Consider the following 14,269-nt stretch of genomic DNA (forward strand, 5'->3'; position numbering starts at 1 on the left):
TAGTAGCAACTCAACGAATCAATGATCAATACCTTTATCGGGAATTTGGGCCACATGATGACCATCGTGGCCTTTGTGAGTGCATTGGTAGCAGCTTTTGCCTATTACCAATATTACAAGGCCAATGAGCTGGAGAAAAAAAGCTGGCAGCGCTTTAGTCGCATCGCTTTTTACATCCATGGTGTGTCCAGTGTGTTGATCGCTTTTTCACTTTTTGAGATCATCTACAATCACCGCTTCGAATACTTCTATGCCTATTCCCATTCGAGTAAGGCTCTTCCGGTACATTACATGATATCAAGTTTCTGGGAAGGACAGGAAGGTGCATTTATCCTCTGGATTTTCTGGAATGTGATATTGGGAGTGATTCTGATTCATACCAATAAGCTTTGGGAGGCTCCTGTAATGATCGTTTTTGCGCTCGTGCAGGCCTTTTTGGTTTCAATGATTATGGGTGTGGTGATTGGCGATTTGAAAATCGGTAGCTCACCGTTCATTCTACTTCGCGATGCAACTCCCGCACCGATTTTCGAAATCAATCCCGATTTCGTTCCTGAAGATGGGACAGGTCTCAATCCACTACTACAAAATATTTGGATGGTCATCCATCCACCTACCTTGTTCTTAGGCTATGCTTCTACTTTAGTACCATTCGCTTTTTTGATAGGAGGACTAGCTTTGAAGCGGTATTCAGAGTGGATCAGACCTGCTTTGCCTTGGGCGATTTTCTCCGCTATGATTTTGGGAATGGGGATTTTGATGGGAGCCTATTGGGCCTATGTGACGCTTAATTTTGGAGGATATTGGAACTGGGACCCGGTAGAAAATGCAGTTTATGTCCCTTGGCTGATTTTGGTGGCAGCAGTGCATACCATGATTACTTTCAAGAAAAGTAGTACTGCGCTGAAGACGTCCATCGTCTTGGTAATCCTTTCATTCATTCTTGTATTGTATGCTACCTTCTTGGTGCGATCTGGGGTACTTGGAGATGCATCTGTGCACTCATTTACCGATCTAGGTCTCTCAGGGCAATTGTTGATATACATGTTGTTTTTCACAGCAGTTGCCTTATTCTTCACGATTCGAGCTTGGAAGCACATACCTACTTCTGAGCGGGAGGCATCAGTTTACTCCAGAGAGTTTTGGATTTTCATCGGTGCTACCACCTTGGGCTTGATGGGGTTTCAGGTAATTCTCCCTACCTCCATACCGGCATTTAATGCATTGATTGAAAGCTTTGGAGGTATCTCCAATATGGCTCCACCCGCAGATCAAATAGAGTTTTACACAAAATTCCAATTGTGGTTTGGGATTGCCTTGGCGCTGCTCACAGCAGTTGGACAGTTTTTCTGGTGGCAGAAAATGGACAAAAAAGCGCTGAAAGATGCGCTCTTGACTCCATATATCGTTTCTGTAGTCGCTTCGGCATTGATTATTGTTGCTGCAAAAGTATACGATTGGAAATATATGATCATCGTCGTGGCTGGTACATTTACCGTAGTTGCCAATGCTGTTATTTTAAGTCGACTTTTGAAGAAATCTACCTTCAAGCTAGCAGGAGGTTCTTTGGCGCATATCGGTTTGGGGATGATGCTGATTGGGATCATGTTCAGCTCCGGTTATTCCGAGACGATCTCGATCAATATGTCAGGATTGACTTACAGCAATAGCTGGGAGGATGAGCTCAATAAGGAGCATGTATTGCTTTGGATCAATAAGCCGACCCAAATGAAAGACTATACGGTCATCTATCGAGGAAGGCAAAAGAAAGTGGTGGGCGTACCTGAATATGTCCCTGCCAAAATCTTAGAATCCACAGGAAATGTGAATGAAGCCATTGCTTTAGAGGATTATAAAGACTTTTTCAAGAAAGGCGATGTGGTTGATATTGTATTGGAGGAGAATGATTATTTCAAAATTGATTACTTCCAAAATGAGGTCTTGAAATTTTCCCTAGCTCCCATGTCCCAATTCAACCAAGGAATGGGAGGTTTGATTTCTTCACCTGATTCAAAAATTTACCTCAACAAGGATCTATACACCTACGTAGCGGCGATGAATGACTACGAAGATCCCGAATGGAAAGATGATGAGTTCTATGAAGCAAGCCCGGGTGAGCAATTCCATATCGCTGATTTTGTCACTTATTTTGATGGAGCTGAAGTACTTCAGGAAGTGGAGGGTTATGTACTCCAAGAAGGTGATGTGGCTGTTCGTGCCAACCTTCGGGTGCTTGATTATGATGTTGAGAAAAAGCTCACTCCCACATTCATTATTCGAAATAACCAAGTCGGTAAATTACCTGTAGTGGACAATGAGCTCGGGATCAAAGTCACTTTGGATAACATCGTTCCTGAAGAAAACAAGTTTGTTTTCAAAGTCAACCGCTATCAAAAGGACTATGTGGTGATGAAAGCTATCGTCAAGCCATACATCAATTTGTTGTGGTTAGGATCTATCATCACTTTGATGGGATTCACTGTGGCGATCTATCGAAGATTCGATGAGTTTAAGAAAATGAGAGATAAAGGGATGGAATAAATTTCCCCAACTTTTTCCAAAAGGAGGTTAGCGCCTCCTTTTTCTTTTTTCACTCCGCTTCAAAAAGCCTATATTCAGGTCCATTTTAAACCAGTTTTACCTAATTTTTAACTAACAAAAAGATTATGAAGATCAGTAAGAAGGATTTCGATCAGATGCAGAAAAAGTATGATAAAGAAATCCAAAAGGGGAAACCCGCTCGAGGACCAAAGCAGGATGTAGAAAATCAGACCAAGTGGGTGTTTTTTGATCGAGAGACTCTTGAGGAAGTGCTAAGTAAAGCGGATAAGGATCCCAAGAAAGGTGGAATCAAGTTTTACCTAACTGAATACACGGAAGAGGTAGCAAAGAAGCTTTACCCTGAGAACTCAGAAGAATACATCGGAAGGCTTGCCATCGTCATGTCTCCTGTAAATGAAGCCAAAAAGGGATTGGAAGAAGGGGAAGAAGATTATTACAATCGAGGTACTACTTGTCCTCCTAAATGTGAATAAATTTTATATTCATGGTTAAAGACTTTCTTGCCAGGATTGGAGATAATTATTACATCTATGCTGTCATAATTTGTGGAGTATTGGCTATTGTTTTTTACGGATTTCTCAATCCTGAAAAGAAGCGTAGCCCGTACTTCCTTCTTCCATTTCTGATAGTTTTCCTAGTTTTTTTCTATGAGATTTTGAGCATTTGGATGCTGGTTAATAAGAGTTTCAACCAAAAAATTCACTACTTCCTGACAGACGATCCATTCCAAGGTTGGAATATCTGGGTTGTAAATATTTTCAACTATCAGGTATCTAAGCTGCTACTATTAGGTTTGATCGGAATCAATTTAAGAAAAGTCCTTAGTCAAAAAATCATCTTGTCCCTTGGAGTGATTTTTCTTGCCTATTGTATTTATACCTACTTTTCAGAAGCCACTCCCATTTATGATTTCCAGCCGGTCCTATACTTTTTCGGCAATACCATTTTGATTGTGGCCAGTGGTTTATTCTTCGTGGATTTGGTGTCTGAGGATTATTACATCAATATCAATCCCCTTAAATACTGGCCTTTTTGGTATATCACCTTGATTTTGTTTCAATCAGTCACTTTATTTTTGGCGGATGTAGCCTTTGAGTACTTGGTATTTGAAAATGAAAATGTGTACTTCTTATTCAACTATGTTTCAATGATCCTTTACATTATTTTATTGGTAGTTTTTAACATGCTACTTTACACAGGGAGTAATACAATTTCAAAATGGGCTAAAGCATAATGGAGGGAGAAGATAATCAGATCATTTTTATACTTTTTGCAGGGGCATTTCTGGCAGCCGTTATGGCCACATTTGTGGTCTCTATGGTTATTTTGCACAGGCAGCGTCAGGTCCAAAACAAACAAAAGATGGATCAGATTAAAGCAGAATATGAGAAGACCCTATTGAATATTGAGAATGAAATTCAGCAGGATACCCTGAGGCATATCGGTCGGGAACTTCATGATAATGTAGGCCAGTTGCTTTCCCTCGCAAAACTCTATCTCGGCTCCAGCAAACCTGAAAAGCAGACTGAAGGACGCCTCCTGATCAATCAAATAATTAACGAGGTTAGGGGCCTTTCAAAGACCCTGAACCTAGACTGGGTAGAGTCCATTTCATTGGAAGAATTTATAAAACAGCAGTTGGATAAGATCCAGTCAACTGACTTCTGCGAAACGCTCCTTGTGGAGAGTAATGAGGCCTGGAAATTAAATAAAGACACGAAACTTGTTCTTATACGCGTTATTCAAGAATGCCTAAACAACGCCATCAAGCACGCCAGCCCATCAAATATAAAAGTCCAGATGAAAGAATCAGATGGAAGGTATTTGGTTCGGATAGAAGATGACGGAAAAGGCTTTGACACTTCTCAGCAATCAAAGGGTAGTGGCATGACCAACCTTCGAAAGCGAATGGAGACCATTGGAGGTGCATTTGAAATCATATCATCACCCGGAAACGGCACTCAAATAAATCTTTCTTTGCCTGTATCAGTTTTAGTCCTAAATTAGACTTCACCCTTAAGTAACATGATACGGATTGCTATTGCAGACGACCACACCCTTTTTGCAAAGGGCATAGAAGGATTATTGGATGAGCAGGAGGATTTCTTTATCCGTGGGCTTTTCAAAAATGGATCTGAGCTAATGGATTTTCTAGCCGAAAACCCAGTAGACATCGTTTTGACAGACCTCAATATGCCTGAAATGGATGGCTTTGAGGTATTGGCTGCTGTGAAGCAGCTTGACTTTCCAATCAAAGTCATCGTCCTTTCCATGTATGATGAGGAAAAAATCTTCAAAGAATGCGTTGAAAAAGGGGCTGACGGGTTTATTCTAAAAGATGCTGATCCGGATGAATTGGTTTTTACCATTCGAGAAGTTCATGAAGGAAGGCATTTGATCAATTTTGATAGAATCATTGAGCAGGCACGTCCCAATGCTTTTTTCGATTCCTTTCGGGATAAATATCGTCTTTCCCGGAGGGAGGTTCAGATTATTAAGCTTATCAAAGAAGGTTTGACGAGTAAAGAAATTGCCAAGCAGCTTGTATTGAGTAAGGGGACAATCGAAAGCCACCGGAAAAATATTTTTCAAAAACTCAGCATCAATTCACGGGTAGAACTAGTGAATAAAGCTCACGAAATGAATATCTGATGAATTCAACCAAACCAATCAAAACTGCTATCGTCGGATTCGGTGCCGTAGCAGAAAAAATGCACGCTCCTTTGATAGATGTCTGCCCGGAATTGGAATTGGTCGAGGTGGTCGAAAGGCATTCCAATCTATGTGAGCAACAGTACCCAGAGGTTAAAACTTTTCGCTCATTTGAGGAGCTATTGAGTGAGGGAAGCTCTGAACTCATCGTGATCACGACGCCTAATGAGTTTCATTTTCCTATGGCCAAATTAGCCTTGGAATCAGGGAAGCATGTGGTGGTGGACAAACCAATCACTATACATTCATGGCAGGCCGAGGAACTTCAAAAGCTTGCATCGGAGAAAGGATTGATTTGTACTGCTTTTCAAAACCGCCGTTTCGATGGGGATTTCCGAACTGTTCAGGAGATTTTGCAAAATGGATCGCTAGGGGAAGTTCATTATATCGAAAGTCATTTTGATCGCTTTAGGCCTCAGCCCAGAGATAATTGGCGGGAGAAAGAGGTCCCTGGAAATGGGATTACTTACGATTTGGGCACACACTTAATTGACCAGATTTGTGTACTTTGGGGAGCTCCTGAATCCATTACTGCTACTATCCGCAAGCAACGCCCACAAGTAGTAGCCGATGACTACTTTGATATTCAGCTGGACTATGGGAATCGCTTGGCCCGGGTCACCGCAGGAGTCCTGGTCAATGCACCTACTCCCAAATTCCTAGTATTAGGGGAGAAAGGGACTTATCAAAAATTTGGACTGGATGTACAGGAAGCGGCCTTTAAGGAAGGGCGAAAGCCTATAGGAGAGAATTGGGGATTGGAGGAAGCTGATAAGTGGGGGAAGGTTTATTTAGAGGAGAAGATAAATCCTTATCCCACCTTAAGAGGTGATTATCGTTTTTTCTACAACAATATTGCTAAAGCTATCCTTCTTGGAGAGCCATTACTAGTTCGGCTAGAAGAGGCAATTATGGTTTTGAAATTGATCGAATCAGCTTTTTTGAGCTCCGAGCAAAAGAAAACCATCACTAAGTCGGAAGGAGGCTGGTGAAAAGGTTTAGAATGGAAGCTTCCCTAGGTCCACATTTCCACCGGATAATATTATCCCGACTTTTTTGCCTTTAAAAAGCGCTTTATTTGCCAACAAGGCTGCCAAAGGAACTGCGCAAGAAGGCTCGATCACAATTTTCATCCGCTCATAAATAAGCCGCATCGCATCGATGGTTTGATTATCTGTTGCCAAGAGTATGTCTTTGACGTAGCGGCGGATGATTTCAAAATTCAAGACGCCCAAAGAGGTAAGTAAGCCATCTGCAATGGTATTTGGCTTGGTTTGAGGAATGATTTTTCCTGCTTTGAAGGATCGATAGGCATCGTCTGCTCCTGAAGGTTCTGCTCCGTATACTTCAATGTCTTCATCCCACTCATGACTAAGCAAGGCTGTCCCACCGAGAAGCCCTCCTCCACCTACTGGAGCCAGGATTACTTCCAGGTCTGGTTCATCCTCCAAAAACTCCAAGGCACAGGTGGCTTGTCCTTCGATGACATCCATAAAATCATAAGGAGGAATGAAGGTGGCTCCGGTTTCTTTGACCACCTTTTCAAGGGTAGTCTCCCTCGCCTGAAGGTTAGGTTCGCATTCGATGATTTCTCCTCCGTAGCCTTTGACAGCCTTCTTTTTGATCTCTGGAGCACTAGATGGCATGACAATGTATGCCGGTATACCTGCAATCTGTGCTGCCCGAGCCAAAGCCGCTGCATGATTTCCACTGCTGTGAGTAGCTACTCCCTTGGCTTTCTCTTCATCTGATAATTTCATGACCGCATTCGCTGCCCCCCGAGCTTTGAAAGCCCCTACTTTCTGAAAGTTTTCGCATTTAAAATATATCTCACACCCTGCCATCTCATTGATCGCTGAGGAAGTCAGTATGGGCGTTCGGTGTATGAAAGATTTGATCCGAACGCGAGCATGTCGGATATCATTGAGGGAAGGGAATTGCGGCTTTTGCATGTAATAAAATTATAAAACTACTTCCAAAGCTAACTTCACAAACTGTTATTTTTTCATTTTTCTAGCTGAAAGAAAAGTCTTTTCTTCGGATATGAATTGGAATGTATTGGATTGCTTTCCCGTAATGGGAGAGGCTTTAAACTCGAAAAATACACTGAGGCTGGACTTTAGTGCCAAAAATCAGGCTTTGGAAGAGGTAGACCTTAGCAACACGGAGGCTTTTGATCAATTTGTTTTTTCACAGCTTGAGCGATCTGGCAAACGCTTTGGAATAGGGGGGTATCTGGAAAATCGAGCCATTTACCGTAGATCCAATGTATTTGCTACGGATGCAGAGGATTTTCGAAATATTCACTTAGGAGTGGATGTTTGGTGTGAGGCAGGAGCTCCTATTTTTTCTCCATTGGAAGGAAGAATCCACAGTTTCCAGGATAATGCCGGTTTTGGTGACTATGGTCCTACGTTGATTTTGGAGCATTCCAACCAAGACAAGGTTTTTTACTCATTGTACGGGCACCTTACCCGTACAGATTTGAAGAGTTGGGAGGTTGGAAAAATCGTAAAAAAAGGAGCGATCATTGCACATGTAGGTCCTTTTCCAGAAAATGGCGATTGGCCACCCCATCTACATTTTCAGTTGATGTGGGACATGGAGGGTAAATCAGGAGACTACCCAGGCGTCTGCTCTCAGCGGGAAGTTGCCCATTATTCCGCCAACTGTCCTGATCCCAATTTAATTTTGGGATTTCAGGATTGACTCGATTTCTGGTTTGCTCGTGTAATCCATCGAATCCCATTTAAAGTCAGATAGCGATCGATCTCTTCAAAGTCCTTTTCCAAGGTGGTCAAAATAGCAGAAAGTCCTCCCGTAGCAATGACCTTGAATGGCAGGTCTTTTTCTGTTCGGATGGTTTCTAGCATTCCCTGTACCAATCCAGTGTAGCCATAAAGGATGCCTGCCTGAATCGCATGGATTGTATCTTTCCCAATTGCTGATTTGGGCACTTTCAGGGGCACCTCTGGTAGTTTGGAGGTGCTTGTAAATAGGGATCGGATGGCTGTTTGAAGACCAGGAACAATATTTACGCCCAATACCTTCCCATTATCATCGACGACAGTGAATGTGAGTGCTGTTCCAAAGTCCACGATGATCAAGGCTTGCTGATACTTTTGCCAAGCAGCCATGACATTACACATCAAGTCAGTCCCTATTTCTTTGGGACGAATCGTGCTGATGGGAAGTGATTTATAGCTTTTTGGGCCGATTTGGTAGGCGGCTTTGCCAAAAAACTTTTCGCAAAATTCCTGAATGGGTCCTTGCACTTCAGGAACCACGGTACTAAAACCTATTTCGCTAATGTCAGATGGGGAAATGGAATGCTCCAAAAAATAGAGGGGCACCTTCTTGGTGAGCTGAGAAATTAGGAGTTCGGTTTTGGTTTCTAGACGAAATTGATTGGTCCACTTTTCGGTTTTGGGATCAAATAATGCGAATACCACATTGGAATTGCCTGCATCGATGGCTAGGAACATATTTTTGGAGCTTTTGACTAATTTAGGTTTTCATTCTTGAAAATTAAATCAAATATCCCATGTATACCGTCCGAAAAGGAAAAATCGAAGACTTACCCCGAGTTCTTGAATTGATCAATGAACTAGCCATCTATGAAAAAGCACCTGAGCAGGTGACCAATACAGTAGAAATGATGGAGAAAGATGGTTTTGGACCCCAACCGGTTTTCGGACTTTTTGTCTGTGAAAAAAACGAAACCTCAGAGATCATTGGGATAGCGATCTATTACTATCGATACAGCACTTGGAAAGGAAAGCGCATGTATTTGGAAGATATTGTGGTGACAGAATCCGAACGTGGCAATGGTGCTGGAAAATTACTCTTTGACCGAGTCATGGCTCAGTCTCTTGAAGATGCATGCACCGGCATGATGTGGCAGGTGCTAGACTGGAACGAACCCGCAATTAGTTTCTACAAAAAATATGGAGCATACTTGGAGGCAGGCTGGCTCAATGCGCATTTGCAGTCGGAAGAGATTAGGGAGTTGTTGGATTAATTGCAATTGCAATAATCTCAAATTGCAAATAAAATAAAAAACCGTATCTTTGAGAAAAAAGAAATTATGGATCAGCTATGGAATATTCGTTTTCCGGATGGAAGTAAGCAGGCTCTTTCTACAGGGAAAAGTGGCCATTACTTTTTCCAAAGAATGATAGACTCAGTGAGTGAGCCTGCAGCTATTTATGAGACAGCATTCAAGTATGAGGACACCAAGGATTTTTTTGACTTTTTGGGCTTTACGCAGCAGGATATTTCAGAAGTGATGGAAGTGGACCCGAGTACGCTATTTCGATGGCGCAAAGAAAATCGACAGTTGACTAAGGCAATTACCAAGAATATCCTAGAAATGGATCAAGTAGTGGCAAAGGGAGTTCGGATTTTTGGCTCAGAGCCGCTTTTTTCAGATTGGCTGAGCACCACCAATGTCTCTCTAGGTGATCGCAGACCCATAGATTTGCTTAAGACTCCGTATGGAGTGGATCAGATCGACAGTGTACTAGAGGGGATGTCTTGGGGAGCTTTTCAGTAGTTTGATGCGCTGTTTTCGACTTATTGAAGCCTTACCGGGTAGATCTCCTTTAGGGTATGGCATTGGTTCCGGGCGATGGAATGACTTCGGTGTTCCTATGATCTATGCCTGTAGTGTCAGTTCGCTTAATTTCCTTGAACTTCTAAGTATCAAAGGCCCAATAGTCACTCAAAGTGCATGGCAATTGATTGTGTTGGAAATAGCTGTAGAAATACCGGAGTTGGAAATAGCTGAGCTACCTAGAGATTGGCGGAATCGTCCCTATCCTAGAAGTACGCAGGAGTTTGGCAGTACTTGGTGCAAGCAGTTTTTGTCTCCTGTTTTGAAAATACCCTCTTGTCGGATTCCTTTGGCAAACTACCAGCAGGAATTTAATCTATTGATCAATCCAATTCACCCAGATTTTAATAGAATTGTCAGCGTGAAGGATGTATTGGATGTGAGCTTTGAGGTGAATGGTTCCTAGATTGACAGATGAATTTTTGAGTTAGTTTCAAGATGATTTAATCAATTAAGTTGTCCATAGGTTGATTGGCGATTTGTCGCTGACCGCTTAGGATTCTAGTGCTTAATTCATCTCTAAAATCTTTTTGCTCATTTGAGTCCAAATTTAAATTAGGATCCCTCAAATCATTCCATACGGCATCATTTGTCGGTTTTCTGGCAATACCTTCCATTTGCGTAACATCAAGACTTAGCTCATTTTTCAAGTGAGCGACAATTTGAACTCGTTTCTGAAGGTTTGACAAAGAGGGCGAATTATCGATTCTATCCACATTTCCTTTGAATGTAGAAGAAGGAGCTCTTCCATAAGTTCTTCCCGCCCGGTGTCTAAGCTCATGGAGATTGATTGTCCAGCCTAGCGCCGACCTGTTTGCAGCCCTTCTTTTTAGATTATGCTTTCCGTCAAAAGCTGTTTTCTCAGATGCATATTCAAGTGCTGAATTTTGAGGCTGATGATCAGCTTCAAACTGATCACCGACAGCACCAGCCATCTCACTGTACCTACCAACGGTTCCTTCCAAAGCATACCTTTCTTTAACATTTTCTAGATTGGCTTTACTTCCCATGATTTCTTTTAAAAGCAGAGATAAATAAGAATTATGTTGAAGGATCGCTTCTATTTTTGGTAATCTTGTGCTTTCAGGCTCTCCCCTATCTTCAGATGCTTTAATTTCTTGAATCAGAGGACTGATTTGTTGATTATAAAGTGTTCTTGCCTCGGTTATTTTTTGTTTTCTTTTATTGCTTAGTTTTGGTTTCCTTTCCCAAAAATCAAGAAAATCTAATATGGTGGTAGGTGTACTAGCTACCATCAATTCTGGGGAATTGTTATTGTTATTAAAGAAAATCCGATGATTTTCACCGTTTTCATCTTGGAACCTTTTTTCGGCTCGATTCCAAGGCGTCAAAAATTCGATTGCCGAATTGACAGCATTCCTTCCTGCTTGCAAAATTGCCCCACCCACGCTAAGTGCTTTATCAATTAGCCAGTCAATAGCAGCATTGATTTTTTCTCTCAACCCAGCTATCATCTCCCCAATTCGGGTACCCAGTCCTCTCAAACCAACCTGATTCGCCAAAAATCCTATGGCAACAGGTATAGCTCTTGCCAGTGCATTTTCGAGGTAATTTGCGGCATCTGCGATACTTCCTCGGGCAATATTGGCAACTCCGGCTACGAAACTGTTGACAATCTCAAGCATTTCGCGCAGCTTCTCAATGAAGGACTGTACCGCACGATAGAAGGCGATGAAGCTATTCACGACAGCCATAATACCAGTCGGATCAAGCATACCGAGCAGCTTCACTGTGACTTGCTCGATAATGCGAGTCATAATCCAGTTTTGGATTTGACTGAGAACGATGGACCAGAGATCACTGATTTTCTCCTGGATATATTCCCAAATGGCGACCGGCCCTCTTTCCCACACATCTTTGATGAATGTCCAGATACCTGTCAAGGTATCGATCGCACCCCGGATTTGAGCTACCCGTTCTTCTCCAATTTTCAAGGCAAGACGTTGCCAGATATTCTCCATCGTAAGCCCGAGGACTTCTAGGACAAAGCCTAGAATGGACTGGAAACTCAAATCGGCCGGTGGAGTGATGCCTGCTGAGGCTAGTTCTCCAAACAACCAGTCTCTCAGCCCACCTAGCAAGTGGGTGACAATATTTCCAAAAAACTGTACAAAGCCCTGTTTGACAGCCCGGAGTAGATTTTTCAGGAATCCTATCGGGTCCCGTTTGATATCTTCGAAAGCCGACATGGCATTGGCGATAATCTGCTGTACTGTCTCAATCGGGAAGTTCATCACCACCAGCAATACCTCAACCAGAATCTTCACGATGGTCACCACAAAAGCAAAAAGTCGTTGGATAGGACTTGCCAGCGTTTGTATGATGCGCACAAAAGCCTGGATCGGCGCAAAGACATCCTGGATAGTAAAGCTGTTCCAAAGCGTCATAAATAAGCCTGTGATATACTCCCAGGTGAAATTCAGTGTGGCTACGGCAGCTTCAACTCTAGAAACTGTCTGTTCGATTGCCCCCGTTTCCTTCATTTGCTGATACTGCTCCTCTCCTCCCGGCATCAATCCCATAAATCCCCGAATGATATTCTCGGTTGTCCTGGGGACTTCCTCTTGGGTAAATGGATCTTTGCCTAGAATGACTGTGATCAGGTGAAAGCCCTGCTGCTCTCTGGCATAGGCTGATAGCTGAGATAGGAGGGCATTTTTGATGAATTCGAGAACCTTCACAGCGACATTTGCAGCAAAGGTGAATACCCGAGATAGGAAGGGTGTAAAAATCCCAACGGTTCGCTGAAAAGCACCGAGTGGATCCCGAAGGTCTTCAAGGGAGAAGGCATTCCAGGCAGTTTCAAAAAGTAAGCGAACCTCTTCAAAGCTGAAATTCAATGCGGCTAATTCTGCATCTATCCAGTCTGCAGTCTCCTGAATAGTTCCTTCGGCTCGCATTCTCTCTAGTTCTTGCTCCTTCCCAATCAGGGTAAGGAATGCTTCGATCTTTTCGGCCGTGGTACTGATAACCTCCTCCCCAGTGAGCGGATCTCTACCGAGTAGCTTTGTCAAAAGCGGATATCCCGGCGTCGACTCTGCCAAGGCTTTGAGTCCTGCCATCAAGGCTTCCTTGGTCAGTTCAAATATTTTGTCTTTTACCCTTCCGGCAAAGGATACGATATCGCGGTATAATTGCCCAAAAGTCCGGTCAAGCACTGCCATATTCCCATCCCAGCTATTCCGGATGGATACTTGATCCCAAGCGCTTTCCAGAGTTCTTTCGAGTCGGTTTGTGCTGAGATCCAATGCAGCCATTTCGCTTTGCACCCAGGCAAATGCCGAATCGATAATTCCCAGTTCTGAGAGTTTGGTGAAAAGTAAGGTTCCAAAAACTGGAATTAGTCCCAGCAACCCTCCAAGCAAGTTGGTAGCATTTCGGGCGACAGTTCTTCCAGCCAATGGATCATAGCCAATAATTACTGTTAACAGTGAGTATCCTGGAATATAGCTGGCAAACCTTGATAGTCCTTCCCGAACTGCCCATGGAAGCCTTTGAACCTGCGGTTCGGCTTCAGAAACATTCATTTCTGGCGAGCGTCTTACTGCTGCCCCTTGCTGCACGGTGTGGGTCAACTCGTGAGCAAGCAAGTGTTTCCCCTCTGAGGTGCCTGGCTGGAATTTGCCTTCATTGAAATAGATGTCATTTCCGTGTGTGAAGGCTTTGGCTCCTAATTGCGAACTCATTTGAGCTGCATCTGGTCCCGTGTGGATTTTAACAGTAGAAAAATCGGCTCCAATCTTTTGTCCCATTTCTGCCTGAATGGGACTCGGGAGGTTTTGACCAGAGCCTTTGCTTTGGATGATTTGGCCGGAAACATCACTTGAGACAGTACCACCGCCTTCTCCAAAAAGTTGGACTTGCTCTTCCTCATCTGTGGAAAGCTGAACTTCTTCCTCTTCCTCCTGTCTGCTGACCATTGATATGGTGGAGGAAATAGGCATCATTTGGATTTCCTCTTCTTCCTCCTCCACTTGCATTTGGATCCCATTGCTGAGTGGGCTCATCATAGCAGGTTGAGAATTAGCCGGCATCATCATGACCTGGTTGGCCACAGATTCAGCTTCCTGCTCAAATCTGTCTCCCGGCTTTCCCACTTTGAGGGCAGGCTGTACGATTCCCGTATGCCGAGCGATCGGCGGAGTAGATACTCTGGGAATTCGTTCTGCCTGTGCTGCCATGATTAGTTATTCAGTGGATTCATGGGGCTTTCAGACTCTTTGGGTGTCATCTGAATTCTTTCCTGCTCAACAGGGCTCATTTTTTCAGCTTCCTTTTCTTTTTCAAGAACGGGAGCTTGTTCTTCTACCTCCTCTTCGGGTTCAGGTTTTCTCCTTACTTTTCGCTTCATAGAATTAG

General features: G+C 43.2%; 14 protein-coding genes. 10 read left to right on the forward strand and 4 right to left on the reverse strand.

Going from position 1 to position 14,269, the window contains the following annotated elements; all coding sequences use genetic code 11:
* Positions 1-21: 21 nt before the first annotated feature.
* The 6 genes from ccsA to G457_RS0111970 all read left to right on the forward strand — a co-directional run bounded on the left by ccsA (position 22) and on the right by G457_RS0111970 (position 6,266).
* Positions 22-2,541, forward strand: a complete 2,520-nt coding sequence (gene ccsA / locus G457_RS0111945; RefSeq protein ID WP_026946694.1) for a cytochrome c biogenesis protein CcsA — start codon at positions 22-24, stop codon at positions 2,539-2,541.
* A 125-nt stretch (positions 2,542-2,666) separates the two neighbouring features.
* Positions 2,667-3,035, forward strand: a complete 369-nt coding sequence (locus G457_RS0111950) for a hypothetical protein (protein ID WP_026946695.1) — start codon at positions 2,667-2,669, stop codon at positions 3,033-3,035.
* Positions 3,036-3,046: 11 nt separating this feature from the next.
* Positions 3,047-3,796 carry a hypothetical protein gene (locus tag G457_RS0111955; protein WP_026946696.1) on the forward strand — a complete coding sequence of 250 codons (750 nt, stop codon included), beginning with the start codon at positions 3,047-3,049 and terminating at the stop codon, positions 3,794-3,796.
* Positions 3,796-4,569 carry a sensor histidine kinase gene (locus G457_RS0111960; protein WP_026946697.1) on the forward strand — a complete coding sequence of 258 codons (774 nt, stop codon included), beginning with the start codon at positions 3,796-3,798 and terminating at the stop codon, positions 4,567-4,569. Before G457_RS0111955 ends, G457_RS0111960 begins: the two co-directional genes overlap by 1 nt.
* Positions 4,570-4,587: 18 nt before the next feature.
* Positions 4,588-5,214, forward strand: coding sequence for a response regulator (locus G457_RS0111965; protein ID WP_026946698.1), 627 nt, complete (start codon positions 4,588-4,590; stop codon positions 5,212-5,214).
* Complete coding sequence (locus G457_RS0111970; protein WP_035483774.1) at positions 5,214-6,266, forward strand: Gfo/Idh/MocA family oxidoreductase; 1,053 nt, start codon at positions 5,214-5,216, stop codon at positions 6,264-6,266. Before G457_RS0111965 ends, G457_RS0111970 begins: the two co-directional genes overlap by 1 nt.
* Positions 6,267-6,272: 6 nt before the next feature.
* Here G457_RS0111970 and G457_RS0111975 read toward each other — a convergent pair whose 3' ends face one another.
* Positions 6,273-7,226 carry a pyridoxal-phosphate dependent enzyme gene (locus tag G457_RS0111975; RefSeq protein ID WP_026946700.1) on the reverse strand — a complete coding sequence of 318 codons (954 nt, stop codon included), beginning with the start codon at positions 7,224-7,226 and terminating at the stop codon, positions 6,273-6,275.
* 91 nt (positions 7,227-7,317) lie between these two features.
* Here G457_RS0111975 and G457_RS0111980 point away from each other — a divergent pair, with 91 nt between their 5' ends.
* Positions 7,318-7,983, forward strand: a complete 666-nt coding sequence (locus G457_RS0111980; protein ID WP_026946701.1) for a peptidoglycan DD-metalloendopeptidase family protein — start codon at positions 7,318-7,320, stop codon at positions 7,981-7,983.
* On the opposite strand, the gene G457_RS0111985 is transcribed toward G457_RS0111980, so the two are convergent.
* On the reverse strand, positions 7,974-8,759 hold the full coding sequence (locus tag G457_RS0111985) for a type III pantothenate kinase (protein ID WP_026946702.1): 786 nt from the start codon (positions 8,757-8,759) through the stop codon (positions 7,974-7,976). The two genes, G457_RS0111980 and G457_RS0111985, sit on opposite strands and share 10 nt — an antisense overlap.
* 59 nt (positions 8,760-8,818) lie before the next feature.
* Between G457_RS0111985 and G457_RS0111990 the strand changes: the two genes are divergently transcribed.
* The 3 genes from G457_RS0111990 (at position 8,819) to G457_RS0112000 (ending at position 10,295) form a co-directional block, all read left to right on the forward strand.
* Complete coding sequence (locus G457_RS0111990; RefSeq protein ID WP_026946703.1) at positions 8,819-9,295, forward strand: GNAT family N-acetyltransferase; 477 nt, start codon at positions 8,819-8,821, stop codon at positions 9,293-9,295.
* A gap of 66 nt (positions 9,296-9,361) precedes the next feature.
* Positions 9,362-9,829, forward strand: a complete 468-nt coding sequence (locus tag G457_RS21410) for an antitoxin Xre/MbcA/ParS toxin-binding domain-containing protein (RefSeq protein ID WP_051260813.1) — start codon at positions 9,362-9,364, stop codon at positions 9,827-9,829.
* 4 nt (positions 9,830-9,833) lie between these two features.
* Entirely contained in the window at positions 9,834-10,295 is a 462-nt protein-coding gene (locus G457_RS0112000) for an RES family NAD+ phosphorylase (RefSeq protein ID WP_026946704.1), read from the forward strand.
* A gap of 37 nt (positions 10,296-10,332) precedes the next feature.
* Here G457_RS0112000 and G457_RS21415 read toward each other — a convergent pair whose 3' ends face one another.
* Both G457_RS21415 and G457_RS22805 read right to left on the reverse strand, forming a co-directional pair.
* A complete protein-coding gene (locus tag G457_RS21415) occupies positions 10,333-14,091 on the reverse strand; it encodes an eCIS core domain-containing protein (protein ID WP_051260814.1) in 3,759 nt (1,252 codons plus the stop codon).
* Between the two features lie 2 nt (positions 14,092-14,093).
* A complete protein-coding gene (locus G457_RS22805; protein ID WP_155847145.1) occupies positions 14,094-14,261 on the reverse strand; it encodes a hypothetical protein in 168 nt (55 codons plus the stop codon).
* Between the last annotated feature and the right edge of the window lie 8 nt (positions 14,262-14,269).

The sequence above is a fragment of the Algoriphagus marincola DSM 16067 genome (assembly GCF_000429405.1).
GTDB lineage: Bacteria > Bacteroidota > Bacteroidia > Cytophagales > Cyclobacteriaceae > Algoriphagus > Algoriphagus marincola.

What these genes read in the sequence shown, in the direction of transcription:
- ccsA (WP_026946694.1), top strand. Translation starts at nt 22, where the DNA reads ATGATCAATACCTTTATCGGGAATTTGGGCCACATGATGACCATCGTG.
- G457_RS0111950 (WP_026946695.1), top strand. Translation starts at nt 2,667, where the DNA reads ATGAAGATCAGTAAGAAGGATTTCGATCAGATGCAGAAAAAGTATGAT.
- G457_RS0111955 (WP_026946696.1), top strand. Translation starts at nt 3,047, where the DNA reads ATGGTTAAAGACTTTCTTGCCAGGATTGGAGATAATTATTACATCTAT.
- G457_RS0111960 (WP_026946697.1), top strand. Translation starts at nt 3,796, where the DNA reads ATGGAGGGAGAAGATAATCAGATCATTTTTATACTTTTTGCAGGGGCA.
- G457_RS0111965 (WP_026946698.1), top strand. Translation starts at nt 4,588, where the DNA reads ATGATACGGATTGCTATTGCAGACGACCACACCCTTTTTGCAAAGGGC.
- G457_RS0111970 (WP_035483774.1), top strand. Translation starts at nt 5,214, where the DNA reads ATGAATTCAACCAAACCAATCAAAACTGCTATCGTCGGATTCGGTGCC.
- G457_RS0111975 (WP_026946700.1), bottom strand. Translation starts at nt 7,226, where the DNA reads ATGCAAAAGCCGCAATTCCCTTCCCTCAATGATATCCGACATGCTCGC.
- G457_RS0111980 (WP_026946701.1), top strand. Translation starts at nt 7,318, where the DNA reads ATGAATTGGAATGTATTGGATTGCTTTCCCGTAATGGGAGAGGCTTTA.
- G457_RS0111985 (WP_026946702.1), bottom strand. Translation starts at nt 8,759, where the DNA reads ATGTTCCTAGCCATCGATGCAGGCAATTCCAATGTGGTATTCGCATTA.
- G457_RS0111990 (WP_026946703.1), top strand. Translation starts at nt 8,819, where the DNA reads ATGTATACCGTCCGAAAAGGAAAAATCGAAGACTTACCCCGAGTTCTT.
- G457_RS21410 (WP_051260813.1), top strand. Translation starts at nt 9,362, where the DNA reads ATGGATCAGCTATGGAATATTCGTTTTCCGGATGGAAGTAAGCAGGCT.
- G457_RS0112000 (WP_026946704.1), top strand. Translation starts at nt 9,834, where the DNA reads ATGCGCTGTTTTCGACTTATTGAAGCCTTACCGGGTAGATCTCCTTTA.
- G457_RS21415 (WP_051260814.1), bottom strand. Translation starts at nt 14,091, where the DNA reads ATGGCAGCACAGGCAGAACGAATTCCCAGAGTATCTACTCCGCCGATC.
- G457_RS22805 (WP_155847145.1), bottom strand. Translation starts at nt 14,261, where the DNA reads ATGAAGCGAAAAGTAAGGAGAAAACCTGAACCCGAAGAGGAGGTAGAA.